An 18,728-nucleotide genomic window follows, 5' to 3' on the forward strand; every position below is an offset into this window, starting at 1 on the left:
GTGCTTACTCTCTTCGCGCTTCCGGCGTCAGGCGCGGCCCTGGGGCGGGCTGCAAGGCGGCTGCAGCATGAAGGTCTGATACGTGAGGCGCTGAAACTCGCGATCCAGCATGGCAAGGCCGACCAGGGAGGTGATCAGAAGTGACAGGGCATAGCCGTAGCCATAGAAGGCCGGCCCCAGCTGTTGGCTCACCATCGTCAGCCCCAGGTTGGTTCCCGCGAACAACAGGCACAGGCACAGCGCCGGCCTCAGGCGGTCGAGATAGAACAGCACGTTGAGGATCGCCATGAACAGCACCTGGATGCCTACCGCCACCAGGAAGATATTGAACAGCGGCAGATACCAGACCGAGAAGCCTAGCCAGTCGAGCAGATTCGGCCCGGCCATCAGCAGGGCCAGGATGGTGATGCCCTGAACCTTGAAGATATCGTAGATGCCGCGTCGTACGCTGGTGATCATCTGGCCGCGCAGCAGCTCGATATGGTCGAGGGTGTCGCCGCCGCGGACGGCCTCGTAATAGGCGCTGCAGCGCTCGGCGAAGTCCGTCTCCATGCGCATCAGGAACACTGCCATGCCGGGGACGATGGAGAGGTAGGCGAGGAAGAGCGGAAGGTCGTGAATCGGCGCGGCACGCAGCGGGCCGATGATGGACTCGGATGTGTCGGGATTGAACCAGAAAGCCAGCTTGTCGATCCAGATGCCCAGGTTGTAGCTCAGGCCGATCAGGATCAGCGAGAGATGGCGTTGCCCCCGACGGTGGAGGTCGAAGGCCCATAGCCGCTCGCTGGGATAGTGGCGGATCACCATGAAGAGCAGGCAGTAAAGCAGCAGGCCCTGACCCAGCACGAAACCGCCCAGCAGCCCTTCGAGCCCCAGGTCGCGCAGCAGCAGGCCCGCGCCGAGTGTGGCGCCATAGCCTAGGGCAAAGGCGCCTAGTACCTGATGGTAGGCCTTGACGCCCGCCACGAAGACAGCCACGCACCAGATGTTGCTCAGCAGCACGAAGGCGACCGCCATCTCCAGTCGATAGACCACGTCGGTGCCGGCGAAGGCGGGCATCGCCGCCAGTCCCAGCGTGCCTGCCGCCAGCGTCACCAGGGTCAGTAGTCCGAAGAGATTGGGCAGCACCCGCTCGGCGTGGTGCTCGAATAGCCGATCGGCCACGAAGCGGGTGAACAGCAGCTGCACCAGGCCGGTGAATATCAGCGACGCGGCCACCAGCCAGGTCACCGAAACCAGGAACTCGGTGACGTGACCGCTGGCACCCTGCCGAGTCGAGGCCGAGATCATCCCCAGCGCCATCACGGCCAGGATCGACAAGACCCAAGGGCCGGAGCCGATGATGCCCGCGTAGCTGTAGGCACGCAGCAGCCCCAGGTAACTGTCCTGCTGCAGCAGCCTACGCAGTTCGAATCCGATCCCCGCCATCTTTGCTCGTCTCCTTCCTGTCACCGGGCAGTGCCCCGGCATCGACGTAGAGTTGCCGGTAGCGGGAGAGCATCAGCGCCTCGGTATATTCCGCCTCGACGCGGGCTATTCCCGCCTCCCGAGCCTGTTGCCAGGCCTGGTCGTCTTCCAGCAGCTCGGCCATGGCAGCCGCCGTGGCGCCGGGGCTGGCGATGGGGGCGATGCGCCCCGAGGGTCGCTCTGACCGACCGCTTCCCAGCACCAGTTCACGACAGGCGCCGACGTCGCTGCATACCACCGGCACCCCGGCGGCCATGGCCTCGAGTGCCACCAGGGGCTGGGCCTCGCTGATGGAGGTCAGTACCACCAGGCGGGACTGTGCGAGGATCGTTTCGGTGCGCTGGAAGCCGAGAAAACGCACCCGCGTCTCGAGGCCGAGCTGCTGCACCAGGTCGTGGCACTCGCGCGCATAGTCGGGATCCTCGCTCTCCGGCCCGACGATCCAGCCCTCGGCCTGGGGAACGCGCGACAACAGCTGGTGCATGGCGCGTATGAAGGTCTTGATGTCCTTGATGGGCGTGACTCGGCCGAGCAGCGTCACGACCTGCCGCCCTGTGCTCCCTGTGGTATCGCGCAGGGGGCGAAAGCGCTCGATGCCGATGCCGTTGGGGATCACACGGGTGCGTTCCTCGGCGGCGCCATCGAGCAGCTGACGCTGACGATTGCCTTCGTAGAGGGTGGTGATGCCGCAGGCCGAGGCGTAGGTCATGCGCCCGAGGCTCTGGAAGAAGCGAACCCACATGCGCCGCAGGTAACCGGTATGGGTCTGGAAGCCGTGGGTCAGGGGATCGGTCGGGTCGCGTATCCAGTCGGCCTGTACCAGGTCGATCTGGCGCTCCTTGGTGTAGATGCCGTGCTCGGAGACCAGCAGCGGCCGTCGGGTGATGTGGTGCGCCAGGGCTCCGAGAAAGCCGGCATAGCCGGTGGAGATGGCATGCAGACAGCGTCCCGGCGGCAGCTGCCTGGCAATGTGCGAGAGCAGAAACAGCGGGGTGTGCATGTTGCGCACCGACCAGAAGTAGTCAATGAAGGAAGGATCAGGGTAGTCGCGATGGTAGTGCTCGAGGATCTGCTCCCAGGCGGCCTGGCTGTAAAGGAAGTCGTCCTGAGTCAGGCCCCCGGTACGCCCCAGCAGCCGAGCGGCCTGACACAGGGCGGCGTCCGGACTGACCTCGGGAGCGCGCAGGGTCTCATGCAGCTCGCGACTGGCTGCGAAGGCGCGCCTGTTGCCGCGCCGTTGACGCGGCGCGCCGGACCGCAGCATGTCGTCGAACAGATAGTGGCACTCGAGGTGCACCACGTTCTCCGGTCGTGCATAGAGGATCCCTTGGTAGTCGTGTCGTCGTCCGCCCAGAAAGACCAGGGCGAAGCGCAGGTCGGGCAGTCCTCGAATCAGCTGGTCGACCCAGCCGGCGACCCCGCCGCGCACCATGGGGTAGGTACCCTCGAGCAACAGGATGATGTCGGCGGGGCGCGCGCGCCGCCTGAGTGTCGGCCAGCCGTCCGTCATCGCCATGCCTCCGGGCTTTCGCATGCGGCGGTCGTGGCCGTGTTGCCCCGAGAGGCGGCGTCGACATGCCAGAAGCTGGTCACCGGATGCAAGGTGGGATCGCCGGCAGCGGCGGCACTGAGCCGGGCTAGCTGTCGGCGCACTTCCGCGAAACGTCGCTGCTGGAAGGCCAGCTCCGCGCGATGCGGTGCCAGGTCGTCGTCGTTCATCCCCAGGCGCTCGCAATACGCGAAGGCATTCTCGGCACCCGCGACATCGCCCAGCGTCGCGCACAGCCTGCCGCGCTGCAGCCAGCGCTGGGCAGTTGTCCGATGCTCCAGCGCTTGGTCGATAAACGCCAGGGCTTGTTCGAGCAGATAACGCAGCGTGCTGCCCTGCGCCAGGCCCAGGTAGGCATACTCCCAGTACAGGGTCGAGATGGCCTCGGCGCGGTGGCCGGCTGGGTCGTCGCCATGTTCGATGGTCCGGGTCAAGGCGAGGAGTCGGCTATCCAGCTCGCGTTCGATGGCATTCAGCATCGAGTATGCGAGCAGGCGGACATCGTCGCTGGCATCCATCAGCCCTTGGCGTAGCAAAGGGACGGCCTGCCGCCGGGGCAGATGTCGACAGGCCAGAATCGCCTGCTGACGCTGCTGGGGATCGCCGGCTCCCGACAGCACGCTGCCCAGACCGTTGCGGAGGGTGGGGTCGTTCGCTGCCGGAAGGGGGACGGCGCGAAATGGGAGGTCGGGTATGGGAAGCGGGCACCAGGTCCCCGGCCTGGTGCGGCGAGCGCTGTGTAGGGCGGGCAGCACCCCCAGCGCGATCCCCACGACACCGATGCCTGGCAGCAGTATCAATGAGGCCAGCAGGAAAGCCAGCGTACCTGCCATGGGGTGTGCGATATCCTTCGGCAGTCCCTTCCACAGGCCGACGGCGAGCAGCAGGCTGGCCATCAGGTGCTGCGGCAGGCTGCGCCACCAGAGCAGCTCGGGAGTGAGCAGCAGGTAGTAGGCGGCGATGCCCTCCAGGGTCAGCCCGGCGAGCAGGCACAGGATGACCACCGGCAGCGGAGAACGCGGTGGCGCGTCAAGCCGCCGCATGGTGGCGCTCCTGAAGGTCGAGGCCGTCTAGCAGTGCCCTGGCCGAGCGGTGGCCGTCGATGAGCCGATGGCTAAGTCGTACGCCTTCCTGGCGAGGGTCTTGTGGCAGCTGGGTCTCCAGACGCTGCCAGAGACGCTCGGCGAAGGCGGTGGCGGCCCGCTCGTCGGCCAGTGGCATCAGGATATGCAAGCAGGTCGTGTGCAGCCTCGTGCCGAACACCCATCCCTGATCCAAGGCGCGCAGCTGGGCAAAGGCTTCGTCGATGATGGTCCGACCATGCGTCTCGTCCAGTGTCGCCGGGAGTTCCAGGGTGACGAGGAGTGAGGACAGGTGGTTGCGTCGGGCCTGGGCGACCCAACGGGCCAGGCTGGCGGATAGATCGGCGGGCGAGGCATGCCCCTGACGCGCTTCAGCCCGTTGAAGCAGGTCGCCGAGCTGGGCGCCGAGCACCGCCAGCAGATGCAGTTGTCCGCGATGGAAGTCGAGAAAGGGCATTTGCGTGACCGCGACCAGGGCATGGATACGCTCATGCACATCGATCAGTGGCACCACCGCGAGCAGCGAGCCCTGTTCGGGTAGCTGGGGATCGACGGCGTTGCCGGCATAGAGCATCTCGCGTTGCTCGAGGCAGGCGAGGATCATCGGGTCCTGGTGATCGATGCTGACCTCGCCGCCGTAGCAGACCGGTGCTTCCTTGAGGGGACGATGATGTTCGTCGAGGCGAATCAGCGCCGCCTGCTGGATACGGCCGTTGAGCGCCAGGAAGCTGAGTATCTCGCTACCGTGGTGCTGGAGCGGTGCTCCGTGCTCGGCCAGATGCTGAAAGCGCTGGGCGAGCCGATGCAGCGCATCGCGCAGCGTGAACGGATTGGCGGCCAGTCGCTCGGCCAGCTGATCGTGAGAGACGCGTAGCAGATGATAGTGTCGGACGAACTCGTCGAGCCGAGTGGCCTGATCGTGGTTGATGTTGGCCAACTGGCGCAGCCGACGTTGCCAGGTGTCGGCCATTTCGCCCGACAGCATTCCCACCAGCACCACCGCCACGGCATTGGGTAGTGCCTGCGCCTGGTCCGGCACCAGCGCCCCGGTTCGCCACCAGGTCTCGGCGCCGATCAGGGCGACGCTGATCAGGGCGCTGCCGAAGCCGAAGGCAAACCCGTAGCGAATGCCGATCAACAGCGGTCCCGCCACCAGCAGCCAGGCCGTTCCGCTCTCCAGCAGCAGTGGATCCTCGGGATGCAGGATGAAGCCGAGCGCGGGTATCGCCAGGCTGATGACCAGGGTCTCCAGTATCCGTAGCCAGCGTGGTGGCGGCTCGACCGGGATGTGCTCGAAACGCGTCGCCATATTGACCTCAGCGCTCTAGGGGAAGTTCGTCGACCAGATCGGCCATCAGTTCCTGGCCGACGCCGCTGGTGGTGCTGAATCCCCAGCCGCTGCGTGCGCCACTGGCGCTCCATAGCGTTTCGCCGCTGTTGACGTCGACCACCCGCAGGCTCAGGCCCACGGCGGGCTCGCCATCCAGGCCGGTCTTGTACTGCCATTCGTCCACGGAGCCCGTGACGCCGTAGCGGATACCTTGTTGCTGGGCCCAGTTCAGGGCCTCCTGCAGGTCATGGCCGCCGGTGAGGTCGAGCAGCCCGGAGGGAGGCTGGTGGGGGGCCTGGGTCAGCGACGTGACGCCATGCTGGTGTAGCAGGGTGGTCAGGCCGGATTCGGCGCGTCGTCCGGCCAACGGCGTTTCGGAGTGGTTGGCGATCGGCAGCAGCGCCCAGCGTGCATCGGGATCCAGGGGGGCCGAGCGGTGCACGTCGGTCACGGCGCAGCCGCCGAGCGCGAAGAGACCGATGAGCGTCGCCATGGCCAGTGAGGAAGCGAATGAACGGGACATGGGCATCACTCCTTGCTAGTGGCGGGCGGCCTTTTGGCGGCCCAGGAAGTACTGATAGGTCAGGGCAATGGCGAAACGCGTGTCGTCGCTGTTGCTTGCCCCCTGTTCGGTGCCCTGATCGAGAGTGAGCCGCAGCCCCAGCTCGTCATTGCCCAGCAGCCGGGAGCCGACAGCGAAGGTGGTGTTGATGGCGAACTCGTCGTTCGGCATGTGGTAGCCGGCATCCAGGTCGAAACGCAGCCTGGGAGAGGCCACCCGGGGGTAGGCGTGGCCCGGCTCGCCTCGCGCAATGCCTATCCCGACGCCCACGAAGGTGTTGCTGTCGTCGAGCAGCTGGTCCGGTGTGCTGCCGGCGGGCAGGCGGGCGGCGGTGTCCTCGGGCAATTGGTCCACCGGATCGTGGCGCTCGTGACTGGCCATCAGGCGTAGCTCCAGCCGCCGGCTGGCGCCCGCCACCAGGGCGTGGCTCCAATCCGCCTCCAGGCGCATGCCGTCGCCCAGTCGTTCATGCTCCTCGCGGCTGCGGAAGATCAGGTGACTGGCATCGAACGACAGGACGTCACGGGCCGTGGGCTGCCATTCGAGATTGGCGCCGACTCGGTCTTCGACCCCCAGTACTCGCATCAGGTCGCCGATCTCGGAGGTCTGGCCCAGCGCGCCGTAGACGCCGCCCGCCAGGCGCGACGTCGCCTGCCAACGCTGGTCGAGCCGGAGCTGGACCCGGGTGTCGTCGTCGCTCTCGACGCCGCCCAGCTGTAGCCGGGTATCGCTGCGTGCGCCGTTCCAGCCGAGGGTCAGCCCTGCGACGCTCTCTTGTTCCAGGCCGTCCGCATCGAGATCGAGATGCCCGGTATCCAGCCGTCGCTTCGCCAGATCGAGCCTGCCCCACCAGCGTTCGCCGGCTCGCTCGTAGCTCAGCTGGCCGCCGTCGATGCTCAGGTCGCCGAGTTCCTCATGGGAGGCACGAGTGACGAGGCGATGGGGCAGCTCGTTGGCCAGCGCCACGGCGTCGGCTCGCTGGTCATGGCCGGCGGCGGTCAGGTCGGTGGCCAGCGCCAATGCTTCCTGGCGGCGGTCGAGCCGCTGGAGGGCCGCGAACCGGTCGGCCGCTGACAGGGCGGCCGTGTCATCGTCGAGCAATCGCTTCAGGGTGGCGCGATCATTCTTCTCCAGCGCGACCGACAGGCGCTGCCAGTCGGGGCTGCGATGGCCCAGGTCGCGGGTCCGCAGCAGCAGGTAGCGGGCGTGCAGCGGTCGGTTCAGGGCCAGGTTGGCGTCGAACAGCCAATCGCTGTCTTCCACCGTCGGTGGCGTGTCGTCGAACGCCTGCAGCAGCAGGGTGTGGTACCAGCCCCGGCCGCTGTCGGGGCCGGCCAGTGTCGTCAGTGTGCCCAGTGCCCGGACCCGATCTTCCCGGCTGTCACGGCCCGGCTGCGTCGAGGCGTTCGGGTTGGCCGCGAGTTGGGGCAGCAGGTCGGCCAGCGCCTGATGACGCAGCCGGAAGGCGGCTGCCGCGTGACCGGTCAATGCCAGGGTGTCGGCATGATCGAGCTGGAGCCAGGTATCCCGCGGCGCAGCCGGGGCTGCCGAGCGATACCATCTCAATGCCCGGTCGAGCTCCCCCAGCTGGCGATGGCCATTGGCCATGGCGGCCATCAGGTCGGTATGACCGCGGGCGGCGGCGGCCCATTCGCCGAGGCGTTGGCGAAGCATCTCGTGCTCCCCGTCGGCGGCCAGTGCATAGAGCATCCCGGCGCGGAGGTAGGGCTCGCCGGGGGCCAGGGCGAGGGCTTCCCGGTACGCCGAGACGGCACCGGGAGCATCCCGTTCCCGCAGCCGTTGAGCGCCCAGGGCCCCCCAGTAGTGGGGCGAGTCGGCCAGGGGGGCTGGATCCTGCTCGACCATCGCTAAAAGCGCTCGCGTGAGGTCGGGGCGAGACTCACGCTGGGCAAGGTCAAGCATCTCCATGATCGCGTCGTTGTCGCGCTCGGCTTCCCAGCGTTCGCGAGTCACCCGCATGGCCAGCGACAGGTCGCCGCCGTCGCCCGCGGTGCGGATGAGGCGCGTCGCCTCATCGTTCTCCAGGCTATGGCGGGCGAACAGGGCCTGATAGGCCTGCCGGCTGCTCCTCGCATCGCCGACTTGCCAGGCCAGCTCGGCGCGCTGGCGCCAGTATTCGTCGGCCATGGCCGAGGTGCTGTCGGGGTCGATGCGGCCGAGGACGGTCAGGGCCTCGTCGAGTCGCCACTGCTGGGTCAGAAGGCGACTCCGCTCGCGGGTCGCCTCGACCTCCAGCCCGGAATGCCCCGCTAGCCTGGCCCAGGCATCTTGTGCGTCCTCGAGACGGCCGACCTGTTCCAGCCAGGTGGCCAGGCGAATGCGCAGTTCCCGATCGCCGTCGCCGGCGGCTTCCCAGCGGCGAATCTGGGCGATGGCGGCGTCCGGCTCGCCCAAGGCATCGAGCAGGTCGACCAGCAGATGGCGTTCATCAGGCGTCAGTTCTCCGCGCTCGTTGAGGCGCCGCAGGGCGGCCAGGGCGGTGGTGCGATAGCGCAGACTCAGCGCGAGGGTCACGACCTCGCGATCATGCTCGGCCCGTTCGCTGGCCCGGGCCAGTCGCTCCAGAGTGTCCAGCGCCTGCCGGTGTTGGTCGGCCCACTGCTGGGTGTGGGCGAGGCGCTCGAGGTGGTCGAGCTGATTCGGTTCCAGGCGCTGCAGCCGCTCCAGGCCCTGGATGGCCGACTCCAGACGGTCGAGACCCAGGGCGATCGAGACGTGGCGCTCGAGGGCATCCACGTCATCGGGATGGAGGTCGAGATAGTGCTGTGACCATTCGAATGCCTGTTCCGGTTCGTCATGAGCCAGTGCCAGGCGAATCCCGAGCGTCAGCAACGTTTCATCATCGGGATAGTGGCTCAGATATTCCCGTGCATACGCCACGCCGATGTCGCTCTGGCTCTGTTCGGCGGCAGACAAGGCGGCCAGGGCGGCTTCCCGGCGTGGCGGGTCCTCGGAGCCGAGGGAATCCTGCTGGGCATGGGCCGCGGGGATCACCCACCCCAGCCAGCCGAGATCGTGAGGGGCATTCCCGGCGATCTGCCACGCCCGGTGCCAGGCCCTGGCCGAGCGCTCCGGTGCGCCGGCCTTGAGCCACCAGTAGCCGGCCTGGGTCAACCAGTGGTAGCCCTTCGGTGAGTCACGCTCGGCCAGCTGCTCGTAGCATTGGGCCGCGCGGGCGGGATGGCCGATTGCCAGCCAGTGATGGGCGATCGTGGCCAGGTGCGGTGGTGGAAGATCATCGCGCGACTCGAGCGCAGCGAGTTGCCGGGTCAGCCGCTCGAGGTGGCGAGCCCGCTCGGGAGCCTCTGCGGGCAGGGCCGCGTAGGCCTGCCAGTTCAGCTCCAGCAGCAGCCACTGGATGTCGATGTCGTGGTTGCTGCCCAGTGGCGCCAAGGTCTCGCGTGCGGCGGCGAGCTCACCGATCTCCATGAGCTGGCGGGTCAGGGCAAGGCGCAGTCCGACGTTGTCGGGGCTGACCCTGAGCAGGGCCTGATGGTAGAGGATCGCCATGCGTTCGTAGGCGGTCTCCGGTGAGGCGCCGAGCTGCAGGAAGTGGCGGGCCGGGAAGAGGCCGATCAGGATAAGCGCCAGCAGGATGCCCAGCCCCCGCAAGGTCAAGGGCCGGATCAGGTGACCGTCGCGCATTGGATGCCGATGTCGGGAACGAAGGGGATCAGTCGTCACAGGACACCTCGATGCGATCGGAGTGGCTCCCCGCGTAGCTCAGGATCACCTGATCGCCTTGCTGCTGCTGTCTGGCACCGGGGGCGTCGATATCGCAGCCCTCCATGCCGGCCAGCGCGATGTGCAAGGAGACCTGTTCGGCGGCAAGGCGCAGCGAGAGGCGTTTGGCGTCGTGTCGCTCCCAGCGGGAAATACGTCCGTTGGCCAGCCTCAGGTGGGGGGTCTCGGGAGGCTGTGGTGACAGCTGAAGAAGGGAATCACCGGCGCCGCTCAAGGCGACATAGCGCCCGGTGTCGGTGTCCCTGACGCCGGCCACGCCCCGGGAGGCTGCCAGATCCGGCCAGCCCAGGGCAGGGGGCAGGCGCAGGGTGCGAAGCTGAGTGGCGGCGCGGATCTGCCAACCACCGTCGAGCCTGCGGGCGATACCCAGGTCGTACCACTGGCTGGCAACATCGCTCCACGTGCTGGTATAGACCGGGAGCGTCTCCTGGGTGCTGACGTAGTCGTAGACTTGCTGCAGCGCCTTCAGTGCGGCAGGGCTCGCCGCCGAATAGAAGTGGTAGTAGATGTCGATCGGCTTGAGCCGGCGGGGACGATCGGTCAGCCGGTAGGTTTCGATGACACGGCGATAGCCCCACAGTGGTCCGCGCATGTGGTTGGTGTAGATGTTCTCGTTGGTCTGAGGGGCGTATACCTGCAGGTAGTCGCCCTGGGGACGCAGCATGGGCGACACCCGGGTCAAGGTGGGAAAGCTGTCGGTGATGTGGGTGTTGCCGCCGTTCATGTTTCGCAGGCCGATCCGTTCGGCGTGCGCAAGGGCCTCTTCCGGAGGCAAGGCGTTGCCGCTCCACAGCACCACGGACACCGACTTGTCGGGCGGCGCTAGGTGGTCATTGATGTATGCCGTGGCGCCGGCGATCTCGCGCTCCAGAGAGAACGCGTAGCCTGGTATCGGCAGGTTGTAGTTGAAGCCGGCCTGGGTCTCGCCCTGTCCGGCGAGATCGCCTTCGTCGAGCTTTTCCCACTGGAAGGGGTGACTGAAGGTGTGATTGGCAATCTCGACCCAGGGCAACTCGAAGATGCGTCGGGCGAGTGGTTCCAGCTGTGAGCGGAGATGTGGATGCAGGCTATGCGGTCCGAACTCTCCCTCGATCACCGAAACGGTGGTCGGCACACGGTAGCGTTGCAGGACCTCCGTCAACATGAGTTCGCCGGTGAAATGCGAGCCGGGAAAATCGGCTCGACTGACAAAGGCGTCGCCGTCGATCTGTGTCATCCAGTAGCGGGCGCCATTCTCTGTGGTGGGGTCCGGTACGGGGATCTCGGGGAGGGCCAGTGCGGTCTTGAGGAACGCAAAGGGATCGAGAATCCAGCGCTGCTGCGCCTCACCGGCCTGCTGAAGGATCCATGGCCAGGTGGCGATCCCGCCCCAGGGGCCGCTCAGTACCGGGGACAGGGAACGGCCCCCCGGGGCCTCCAGGGTCAGGTGGCGGATGATGTCGGCACGTGTTGTCTGATAGCCGTGCTGATAAGGCGCGGGGTGTGAAGGCATGCCTTCGAATCCCAGCATGTCGTCGTGGTCCGCGATGCGCAGCTGGCGCTGCTCGGAGCCCTCGATGAGTCCCATGTGGTTGCCCAAGGCGCCATTCAATGGGATCCCGGGGTCACCCAGGATGACGACGCGAAGACCATTGCGCATCTGTTCGAGCAGCCAGTCGGCGTAGCGTTGTCCATGGGGGATCGGACCATCGAACCAGCTGACAATGCCGGCGTAGCGGCCATTCAGGACGTCGTCGGGCAATGCGGCGTTGACGTCATGATACTCCGCCGCATAGCCCATATATTCCAGCGGCATGGCCAGGTAACGGTGGGCATTGGTGTTGGCCAGCTCACCCGCCTCGGTAGATGCCTTGTCATACAACATCAATATGCGACGAGGCACCGGCTCGATGAGCCCAACGCCCACCTGATTAAGCTGTGCCACGCTGACCCAAGGGATGAACCCCTCGGCAGCTATCCGCTCGGCGGTCCGGCGCGCCAGCTCACGATCAGCGGCCGGCACGTAATCGATGGCGATGGTGGGCAGGCCGTATTCGTCCCTCGCACGACTCAGGTGATCATGCAGCCACTGACTGTCCGTGTCTGGCACCGAACCGTAGATGCCGGTCGCTGGGTTCCAGCGTCGATAAAGGGACTCGGCTGCGATACCGACGATATCGCCATGGATGCGATCGAGTACCTCGAAACCGCGGTTGACCAGCAGCTTCATGTCGGGGAAGCGTTGACGTATCTCGCCGATCAGCTCGACCAACGCCTGCTGCTGACGCCAAGCGGCCCTGCCCTCTGGGGCAAACAGCCGATAGCTGTCGAGGGTGTCGAGGAAGAGTCCTCGGTAGCCGTCGTTCCACAATGGCTGGATGCGTTCCTCCAGCAGGTAGCGTTGCCACTCGTCGCTGGTGAGGTCGGCCACCCTGCTGTTCCAGTGAGGGTTGTCTTCGAGGAGGACCGAGTCCGGAAGATGCGAGGGCTGGGGACGCCAGGCATCGAGTTCGCCGACACTCACGTAAGCAAAGGCCTGCGTACCATGGCGCTCCAGCCGTTCCCGCTGCTTGGGTGCGAGATTGGCAGCTTCTATCGCCACCCAGTCGAACTGATCCAGTAACTCCAGTGGGGCGTCATTTCCATAGTAGAAGGCTACGCTGGGCGAAGAAGCGCCGTCCGGGATGACCGCACGAGCGGTGACAGGGGGCACTGCCAGCGCTATCGCGATGAAGAGTAGCCCAACGATGTTGCGCATCTTGTCTACCTCGCACGCGGTGCCGTGCTTCTCTCAACCATGGGACGTCGTCGTGATGGCATCGGCTGGCTGCTGCTGAATCGTGCTGGACACCAGGGCGTCGAGTCCGTCTTCCAGCGACCACTCCGCCTGTATGCCGAGCCACTGCTCGAGGCGCTGGGTATGCCCGCACGAATCGCGAATATCGTCTTGCCTGGCCGGCGAAAACTGAAGGGTGGGAGGGTGATGGGTCAGCGAGCCGAGAGTATCCAGCAAGCCCAACAGATTGGTGCGCTGCCCTGTGGCCACGTTACAGACGCCCTGGTGTCCTGTTTCCAGGGCCGACACGTTGGCTCGCGCGACATCCCGAACGTAGATGAAATCGCGAGTCTGTAGGCCATCGCCGAAGATCCGAGGGGACTGTCCGAGCAGGAGAGTGTCGAGGAAGCGTGCAATGACACCAGCATAGGGCGATTGCGGGTCCTGACGAGGGCCGTAGACATTGAAGTAGCGCAGCCCCAGGCTCGACAGACCCTGGGAGGTTTGCAGCAGCTCTGCGTAACGTTCATCCGCCCACTTTTCCAGCCCGTAGGGCGAGATCGGAGATGGAGTGAATGTCTCGCGTATTGGCAAATATCTGGGGATGCCGTAAACGGCCGCAGATGAGGCATAGACGATGCGCTCGACGCCAGCCGACGTTGCGGCGTGAAACACATTGAGCGTACCGAGGATATTGTGACTGGCCGAGGCGGCCGGGTCCTCAACGGAGCGTACGACCGACACTTGGGCCGCCAGGTGGAGACAGAGGCTGATGTCACGCATGGCCTGTGCCACGCTCGAGGCATCGCGAATGTCGCCTTTGACGAACTCCAGACGCCTGTTCTGCAGAGGCAGGTTGGAGAGGTTGCCGCTGGAAAGATTGTCCAGCACACGCACTTTATAGCCTTTTGCCAGCAGTAACTCGACGCTATGGGAGCCGATGAAACCGGCACCGCCGGTGACCAGCACCCGATGGGCGAACTGCGTCATGTTCCCTTCCCCCGTGTTGTTATAGCGGACGGCTTCTTCTGGCCGCTGTCATCTCCGTAACTGGAAGGTTGCTCAGTTACAGAAATTAACCTATGGGGTGCAGGATAAGAGGGCGGGCATACCGCTACCGCCTGTAATGGCTAATTATGCTGTGGTGGTTTTTCTCGTGGGGGAGTATGAGAGATGGGGCAGGGCCGAGCGATATCCGGCCCTGTGCAAGTGGAAGTCAGGCCGACGTCAGACGCTCGACGCCCTGGTCGGTGCCCAGCAGCAGCACGTCGGCGCCGCGGGCGGCGAACAGGCCGTTGGTGACCACCCCGACGATGGCGTTGAGCTGCGCTTCCATGGCCACGGGATCATCGATCATGAACTCATAGCAGTCGAGGATCTGGTTGCCGTTGTCGGTGACCACGCCCTCGCGGTAGACCGGGTCGGCGCCCAGCTTGACCAGCTCCCGGGCCACGTAGGAGCGGGCCATGGGAATCACCTCCACCGGCAGCGGGAAGTCACCCAGGCACTTCACCTTCTTGGAGCCGTCGGCGATGCACACGAAGCGCTGGGCGCAGGCGGCGACGATCTTCTCTCGGGTCAGGGCCGCACCGCCGCCCTTGATCATCTGGAGGTGAGCGTTCACTTCGTCGGCGCCGTCGACATAGACGGGCACGGTGCCGACCTCGTTGAGCTCGAAGACGTCGATGCCGTGGCCGCGCAGGCGCTCGGCGCTGGCTTCCGAGCTGGCCACGGCGCCGCGAAAGTCGCCGCTCAGCGCGGCCAGCTGGTCGATGAAGCGGTTGGCGGTGGAGCCGGTGCCGACGCCGATCACCACGTCGCGCCCGAGCAGCGGGCGGATCTCGTCGATGGCGGCAGCGGCCACGGCGTCCTTGAGTTCGTCCTGGGTCATGGAGGGCTCGTCTGGCTGGAGGGTGGAAATGCCGCGCCATTATAGGCCATGGCGCCTCGCCGTGCTGGACGCCGTGCCGGCGCGAATGCTACCAATAGAGGTTCCCTCCGCGCCGCGTCACGCGGCCCCTCGCGCTACTATCGGAATGTCAGGATGCTCGAAGATACCGTCAAGAAGATTCTCCAGGCCCGGGTCTATGAGGCCGCCCGGGAAACGCCGATCTCGTCGGCCCCCTTCCTGTCCCGCCGGTTCGACAACCAGATTCTGATCAAGCGCGAAGACCTCCAGCCGGTCTACTCCTTCAAGATTCGGGGCGCCTACAACAAGATGGCGCAGCTCAGCGACGAGCAGAAGGCCAAGGGCGTGATCGCTGCCTCGGCGGGCAACCATGCCCAGGGGCTGGCCATGGCCGCGAAGCAGATGGGGGTCAAGGCGGTGATCGTGATGCCGCGCATCACCCCGGAGATCAAGGTCGCCGCGGTGCGCGCCCGGGGCGCCCGGGTGGTGCTCAAGGGCGATGCCTTCGGTGAGGCCGCGGCCCACGCCCAGGAGCTGATCGAGGAGCACGGCTACACCTACATCCCGCCGTTCGACGATATCGACGTGATCGCCGGCCAGGGCACCGTGGCGGTGGAGATCCTGCGCCAGAACCCCGGTCGCCTGGACGCCATCTTCGTGCCGGTGGGCGGCGGTGGCCTGATCGCCGGCGTGGCCGCCTACGTGAAGTACCTGCGCCCGGAGATCAAGGTGATCGGCGTGGAGTCCGAGGACAGCGCCAGCCTCAAGGCGGCCCTGGACAGCGGCGAGCGCGTGGTGCTGGACCAGGTCGGCGTGTTCGCCGAGGGCGTGGCCGTGGCCCAGGTCGGCGAGGCACCCTTCGCGGTGATGCGCGACCTGGTGGATGACGTCATCACCGTCAACACCGACGAGATGTGCGCCGCGGTGAAGGACATCTTCGAGGACACCCGCGCGGTCTCCGAGACCTCCGGCGCCCTGTCGCTGGCCGGCCTCAAGAAGTACATCCAGCAGACCGGCGCCAGCGGCGAGACCCTGGTGTGCATCAATTCCGGCGCCAACACCAACTTCGACCGCCTGCAGCACATCGCCGAGCGCACCGAGCTGGGTGAGCAGCGCGAGGCGATCCTGGCGGTGACCATCCCCGAGCGCCCGGGCAGCTTCAAGAAGTTCTGCCGGACCATCGGCAAGCGCATGGTCACCGAGTTCAGCTATCGCTATGCCGATCCCGAGCAGGCGCACATCTTCGTCGGGGTGCAGGTCAAGCCGGGCGGCGAGGACCGTCAGGCGGTGATCGACAAGCTGCGCGAGGCCGACTATCCGGTGGAGGACCTCACCGACAACGAGCTGGCCAAGCTGCACCTCCGCCACCTGGGCGGCGGCCGTCCCCAGGAACGCTTCGACGAGGAGGTCTATCGCTTCGAGTTCCCGGAGCGTCCCGGCGCGCTGATGAACTTCCTCACCCATCTGCCCCACGACTGGAACATCTCGCTGTTCCACTATCGCAACCACGGCGCCGCCTACGGCCGGGTGCTGGTCGGCATGCAGCTGCCGGAAGACGATCGTGGCCACGTCGAGGAGCACTTCGACGAGATCGGCTATCGCTACTGGAAGGAATCGGACAATCCCGCCTATCGGCTGTTCATGGCCTGAGGATGGCGGGGCGGGTGAGTGAACGTTTGCTCGCTCGCCATATCAGGCCATGACCGTGTTGCTTTTCTTCATCCTCCGGGCATGACGGTTGTCATGCCCGGAGCCTTCCTCTAGGCTATGGCCTCGTTCGAGAATGCCCGGCCGCCGGTTCCAGCGCCTGGCCGCTCTGCCCCTTCACTCGCCCGCAAGCGGCGAAGAAACAGTGTTTACGGGGTCAAATGGGCATTTCGCGGCGTCTTCGACGCCGTATAGTCGAGACAGTCACATTGTTATCCGCGCCCCGGAGCCGCCCGGGCGCGCCGTTGCCATAGCGATCGAGGGAGTCGACGATGAAGCGCAAGCCCGACCTGGTCATGATCCTGGTGCTGATCTTCGGTATCGGTGTCGTGGCGACCGGCTACGCCCAGGCGCTGGTCGGCCAGTAGGCGCCAGCGCTCAGGACGATTCCCGAAAAAAAGCGGCCGATGCTCAAGCATCGGCCGCTTTTTTCATGTCGGAACGATCCGCGAGGCGCTCAGGGGCGCACCACGCGCCGGTCGCTGACGATGGCGTCCAGCGGCACGTCCCAGGGCGCCACCGGCAGGCGGTCGACGCGCTGGCAGTCGTGGGCCAGGCCGATCAGGCGCGGCCGCGGCCCGCGGCCGCGGGTGAAGGCCAGGGTACGGTCGTAGAAGCCTCCGCCCATGCCGATACGCTGGCCGTCGTCGTCGAAGCCCACCAGCGGCATCAGGATCAGGTCCAGGGCCCAGGCCGGCGTGCGGCGGGCGCGATGGGCGCCGTGGCGGGTGCAGGGCTCCGGGATACCGAAGCGATTGGTCACCATCGGCGTGCCGGCGTGGTAGTGCACGAACCACAGGGCGTTGTGGGAAAGCGGACGCAGCACGGGCAGATAGACGCGGGCACCGCGGCCGTTCAGCCAGGGCATCAGTCGGGTCGGATCGATCTCGCCGTCGTTGGGCAGGTAGAGGGCCACGCGCCGGGCGCGCTGGACTTCGGGGAGATGCCGCAGGCGATGGCACAGTCGCCGGGCGGCCTGATATTGCTCTTGCGCGCTCAGCTGGCGGCGGCGACGGCGAAGGTCACGACGCAGGGCGCGTCGTTCGTCGTCTCTCACGGCGTGAGCGGCGGTGTCTTGCAGATCGGTCATGCGGAAAGGAGTTCCCCAGAGTGCCGCTGTCATTCTGGCCCTTGAACCCTGTGGTTCAAGGTGGGTGGCCGCAGCCGGACCGTCAGGCTTTCCGTCGCACGGACATGCACACGGGTCCGGACTAGCTGTTGGCCCCCTGGGTACTGCGCATAGGCTCGAGGGACTTAACGACTGGCGAACACCCCAGGGAACGCCTCTATCCTAGCAGAGCGAGGCCTACGTCCAAAGCGAAGAATCCTCAGCGAGGGGATGATGCCGATGGTAATGGACCAGAGCATCGGGGGCAGGACGTAGAGGGGGTTTTTGGCCAAGGATGGCCAAAGTAGCGCCCAAGGATGGGTTCATAGCGCCCCTCGTAGGCCTGTCCCCGAGTCGGCACTGAACACGATCCTCTAGCGCGAGGGTGCGTCGGCCAGCGCCTTCTCCAGGCGCGCGCTGAGCTCGCCGAGGCTCTTCTCGCCGGCGCGGCGCTCCTCGAGGGTCTCGAGCAGCTCGTGGGTGATGTTCAGGGCCGCCATGATGGCGACCTTCTCCCGGTCGACCACCTTGCCCTGGGCGTGGATGCCCTGCATGGCACGATCCAGGTAGCGGGCGGTACGCTCCAGCTTGTCGCGCTCTTCCGGCGGACAGGCGATGACGTACTGGCGCTCCAGCAGGGTGATCTCGGTGGTGGGCCGCGAGGCGTCGGTCATGGGGGGCTCCGGCGGGCCCGGACGAGCGCGCGGGATGCGGCGCCAAGGGGGCCCGATGCGTTAACATCGTGGGGTATACGTACGTCAAGTCACTATAAGAGAGCCGTTTGCGGCCGGTCAACGCGCCGCGCGGCCCTCGCACCGGATGGTCCCATGTCTCTGATCAACGAACGCCAGGATTTCTCCGACATCGCCGACACCTTCCTGTTGCACGGCAGCATGCAATCGCCGGCCTTCCTCGACGGCCGCCTGTGTGCCTCGCTGGCGCTGCACGACCTCAGCGCCGAAGGCTGGCTGGAAGTCGTGTGCCAGAACCTGGGCGTCGAGCAGCCTCGCGACGAGCCGTCCGCCGAGCGCCTGCTGGGATGGCGTCGCCAGACCGTCGAGGCGCTCTCGGCCAGCGAGATGAACTACGAGCCGCTGCTGCCCGATGAGCTGTTCTCCCTGGCCGAGCGCGCCGAAGGCCTCAAGGACTGGACCCTGGGCTTCCTCGAGGTGATCGAGGATGCCGGCGCCGCGCCGCGCAAGCAGTGGTCCGAGGCCCTGCGCGAGGCGGTCGACGACCTCAAGGGCCTGACCAGCATCGAGACCGACCTCGATGACGACCCGGAGAACGAGAACGACCTCTTCGCCCTCACCGAGCACGCCCGCATGGCCGCCATGATGCTCTACACCGAGCAGCATCCCGGTCAGCCGCAGGTCGAGAAGGTCGACGACCCCGAGGCCTACACCAAGCACTGAGGCGGTCCGGGCCGCCGGCCCGGACCGCGAGATGTCCGGCCCCGCCGCTCGGCGGGGCTCCCGCCTGCCCGAGGAACTG

General features: G+C 66.3%; 13 protein-coding genes and 1 other RNA gene. 2 read left to right on the forward strand and 12 right to left on the reverse strand.

Annotated features, from left to right (window positions below; all coding sequences use genetic code 11):
- Positions 1 to 27: 27 nt before the first annotated feature.
- The 9 genes from pelG to rpiA form a co-directional block, all read right to left on the reverse strand.
- On the reverse strand, positions 28 to 1,428 hold the full coding sequence (gene pelG / locus UN84_RS16680) for an exopolysaccharide Pel transporter PelG (protein ID WP_046078901.1): 1,401 nt from the start codon (positions 1,426 to 1,428) through the stop codon (positions 28 to 30).
- The gene (gene pelF, locus UN84_RS16685) at positions 1,400 to 3,001 is read right to left on the reverse strand and encodes a GT4 family glycosyltransferase PelF (RefSeq protein WP_237022334.1); all 1,602 of its coding nucleotides are present in this window, start codon (positions 2,999 to 3,001) and stop codon (positions 1,400 to 1,402) included. The genes pelG and pelF overlap by 29 nt, the downstream gene beginning before the upstream one ends.
- The gene (locus UN84_RS16690; protein ID WP_052719327.1) at positions 2,974 to 4,059 is read right to left on the reverse strand and encodes a HEAT repeat domain-containing protein; all 1,086 of its coding nucleotides are present in this window, start codon (positions 4,057 to 4,059) and stop codon (positions 2,974 to 2,976) included. The genes pelF and UN84_RS16690 overlap by 28 nt, the downstream gene beginning before the upstream one ends.
- Positions 4,046 to 5,407, reverse strand: a complete 1,362-nt coding sequence (locus tag UN84_RS16695; protein ID WP_046078903.1) for a PelD GGDEF domain-containing protein — start codon at positions 5,405 to 5,407, stop codon at positions 4,046 to 4,048. The genes UN84_RS16690 and UN84_RS16695 overlap by 14 nt, the downstream gene beginning before the upstream one ends.
- A gap of 7 nt (positions 5,408 to 5,414) precedes the next feature.
- Positions 5,415 to 5,951 (reverse strand): hypothetical protein, encoded by a 537-nt coding sequence (locus UN84_RS16700; RefSeq protein WP_046078904.1) that lies wholly within the window; start codon positions 5,949 to 5,951, stop codon positions 5,415 to 5,417.
- A 15-nt stretch (positions 5,952 to 5,966) separates the two neighbouring features.
- Complete coding sequence (locus UN84_RS16705; RefSeq protein WP_046078905.1) at positions 5,967 to 9,656, reverse strand: tetratricopeptide repeat protein; 3,690 nt, start codon at positions 9,654 to 9,656, stop codon at positions 5,967 to 5,969.
- Between the two features lie 28 nt (positions 9,657 to 9,684).
- Positions 9,685 to 12,492, reverse strand: coding sequence for a bifunctional glycoside hydrolase 114/ polysaccharide deacetylase family protein (locus UN84_RS16710; RefSeq protein WP_046078906.1), 2,808 nt, complete (start codon positions 12,490 to 12,492; stop codon positions 9,685 to 9,687).
- A gap of 33 nt (positions 12,493 to 12,525) precedes the next feature.
- Positions 12,526 to 13,500 (reverse strand): NAD-dependent epimerase/dehydratase family protein, encoded by a 975-nt coding sequence (locus tag UN84_RS16715; RefSeq protein ID WP_046078907.1) that lies wholly within the window; start codon positions 13,498 to 13,500, stop codon positions 12,526 to 12,528.
- 226 nt (positions 13,501 to 13,726) lie between these two features.
- Complete coding sequence (gene rpiA / locus UN84_RS16720) at positions 13,727 to 14,401, reverse strand: ribose-5-phosphate isomerase RpiA (RefSeq protein ID WP_046078908.1); 675 nt, start codon at positions 14,399 to 14,401, stop codon at positions 13,727 to 13,729.
- 48 nt (positions 14,402 to 14,449) lie between these two features.
- Here rpiA and ilvA point away from each other — a divergent pair, with 48 nt between their 5' ends.
- The gene (gene ilvA, locus UN84_RS16725; protein WP_258393711.1) at positions 14,450 to 16,069 is read left to right on the forward strand and encodes a threonine ammonia-lyase, biosynthetic; all 1,620 of its coding nucleotides are present in this window, start codon (positions 14,450 to 14,452) and stop codon (positions 16,067 to 16,069) included.
- A gap of 514 nt (positions 16,070 to 16,583) precedes the next feature.
- Here ilvA and UN84_RS16730 read toward each other — a convergent pair.
- From UN84_RS16730 to UN84_RS16740, 3 genes are all read right to left on the reverse strand, one after another.
- A complete protein-coding gene (locus UN84_RS16730) occupies positions 16,584 to 17,216 on the reverse strand; it encodes a 5-formyltetrahydrofolate cyclo-ligase (RefSeq protein WP_046078910.1) in 633 nt (210 codons plus the stop codon).
- A gap of 8 nt (positions 17,217 to 17,224) precedes the next feature.
- Positions 17,225 to 17,409, reverse strand: a non-coding RNA gene (ssrS, locus tag UN84_RS16735) — 6S RNA.
- Positions 17,410 to 17,608: 199 nt separating this feature from the next.
- Positions 17,609 to 17,908: a cell division protein ZapA gene (locus UN84_RS16740; protein WP_035594624.1), complete on the reverse strand. Its 300-nt coding sequence runs from the start codon at positions 17,906 to 17,908 to the stop codon at positions 17,609 to 17,611.
- Between the two features lie 153 nt (positions 17,909 to 18,061).
- Here UN84_RS16740 and UN84_RS16745 point away from each other — a divergent pair, with 153 nt between their 5' ends.
- Positions 18,062 to 18,649, forward strand: a complete 588-nt coding sequence (locus UN84_RS16745) for a UPF0149 family protein (RefSeq protein ID WP_046078911.1) — start codon at positions 18,062 to 18,064, stop codon at positions 18,647 to 18,649.
- The last annotated feature ends 79 nt before the right edge of the window (positions 18,650 to 18,728 follow it).

Origin of the sequence: Halomonas sp. HG01 (genome assembly GCF_000968715.2) — a bacterium.
In the GTDB taxonomy this organism is placed as follows: Bacteria; Pseudomonadota; Gammaproteobacteria; order Pseudomonadales; family Halomonadaceae; genus Halomonas; species Halomonas halophila.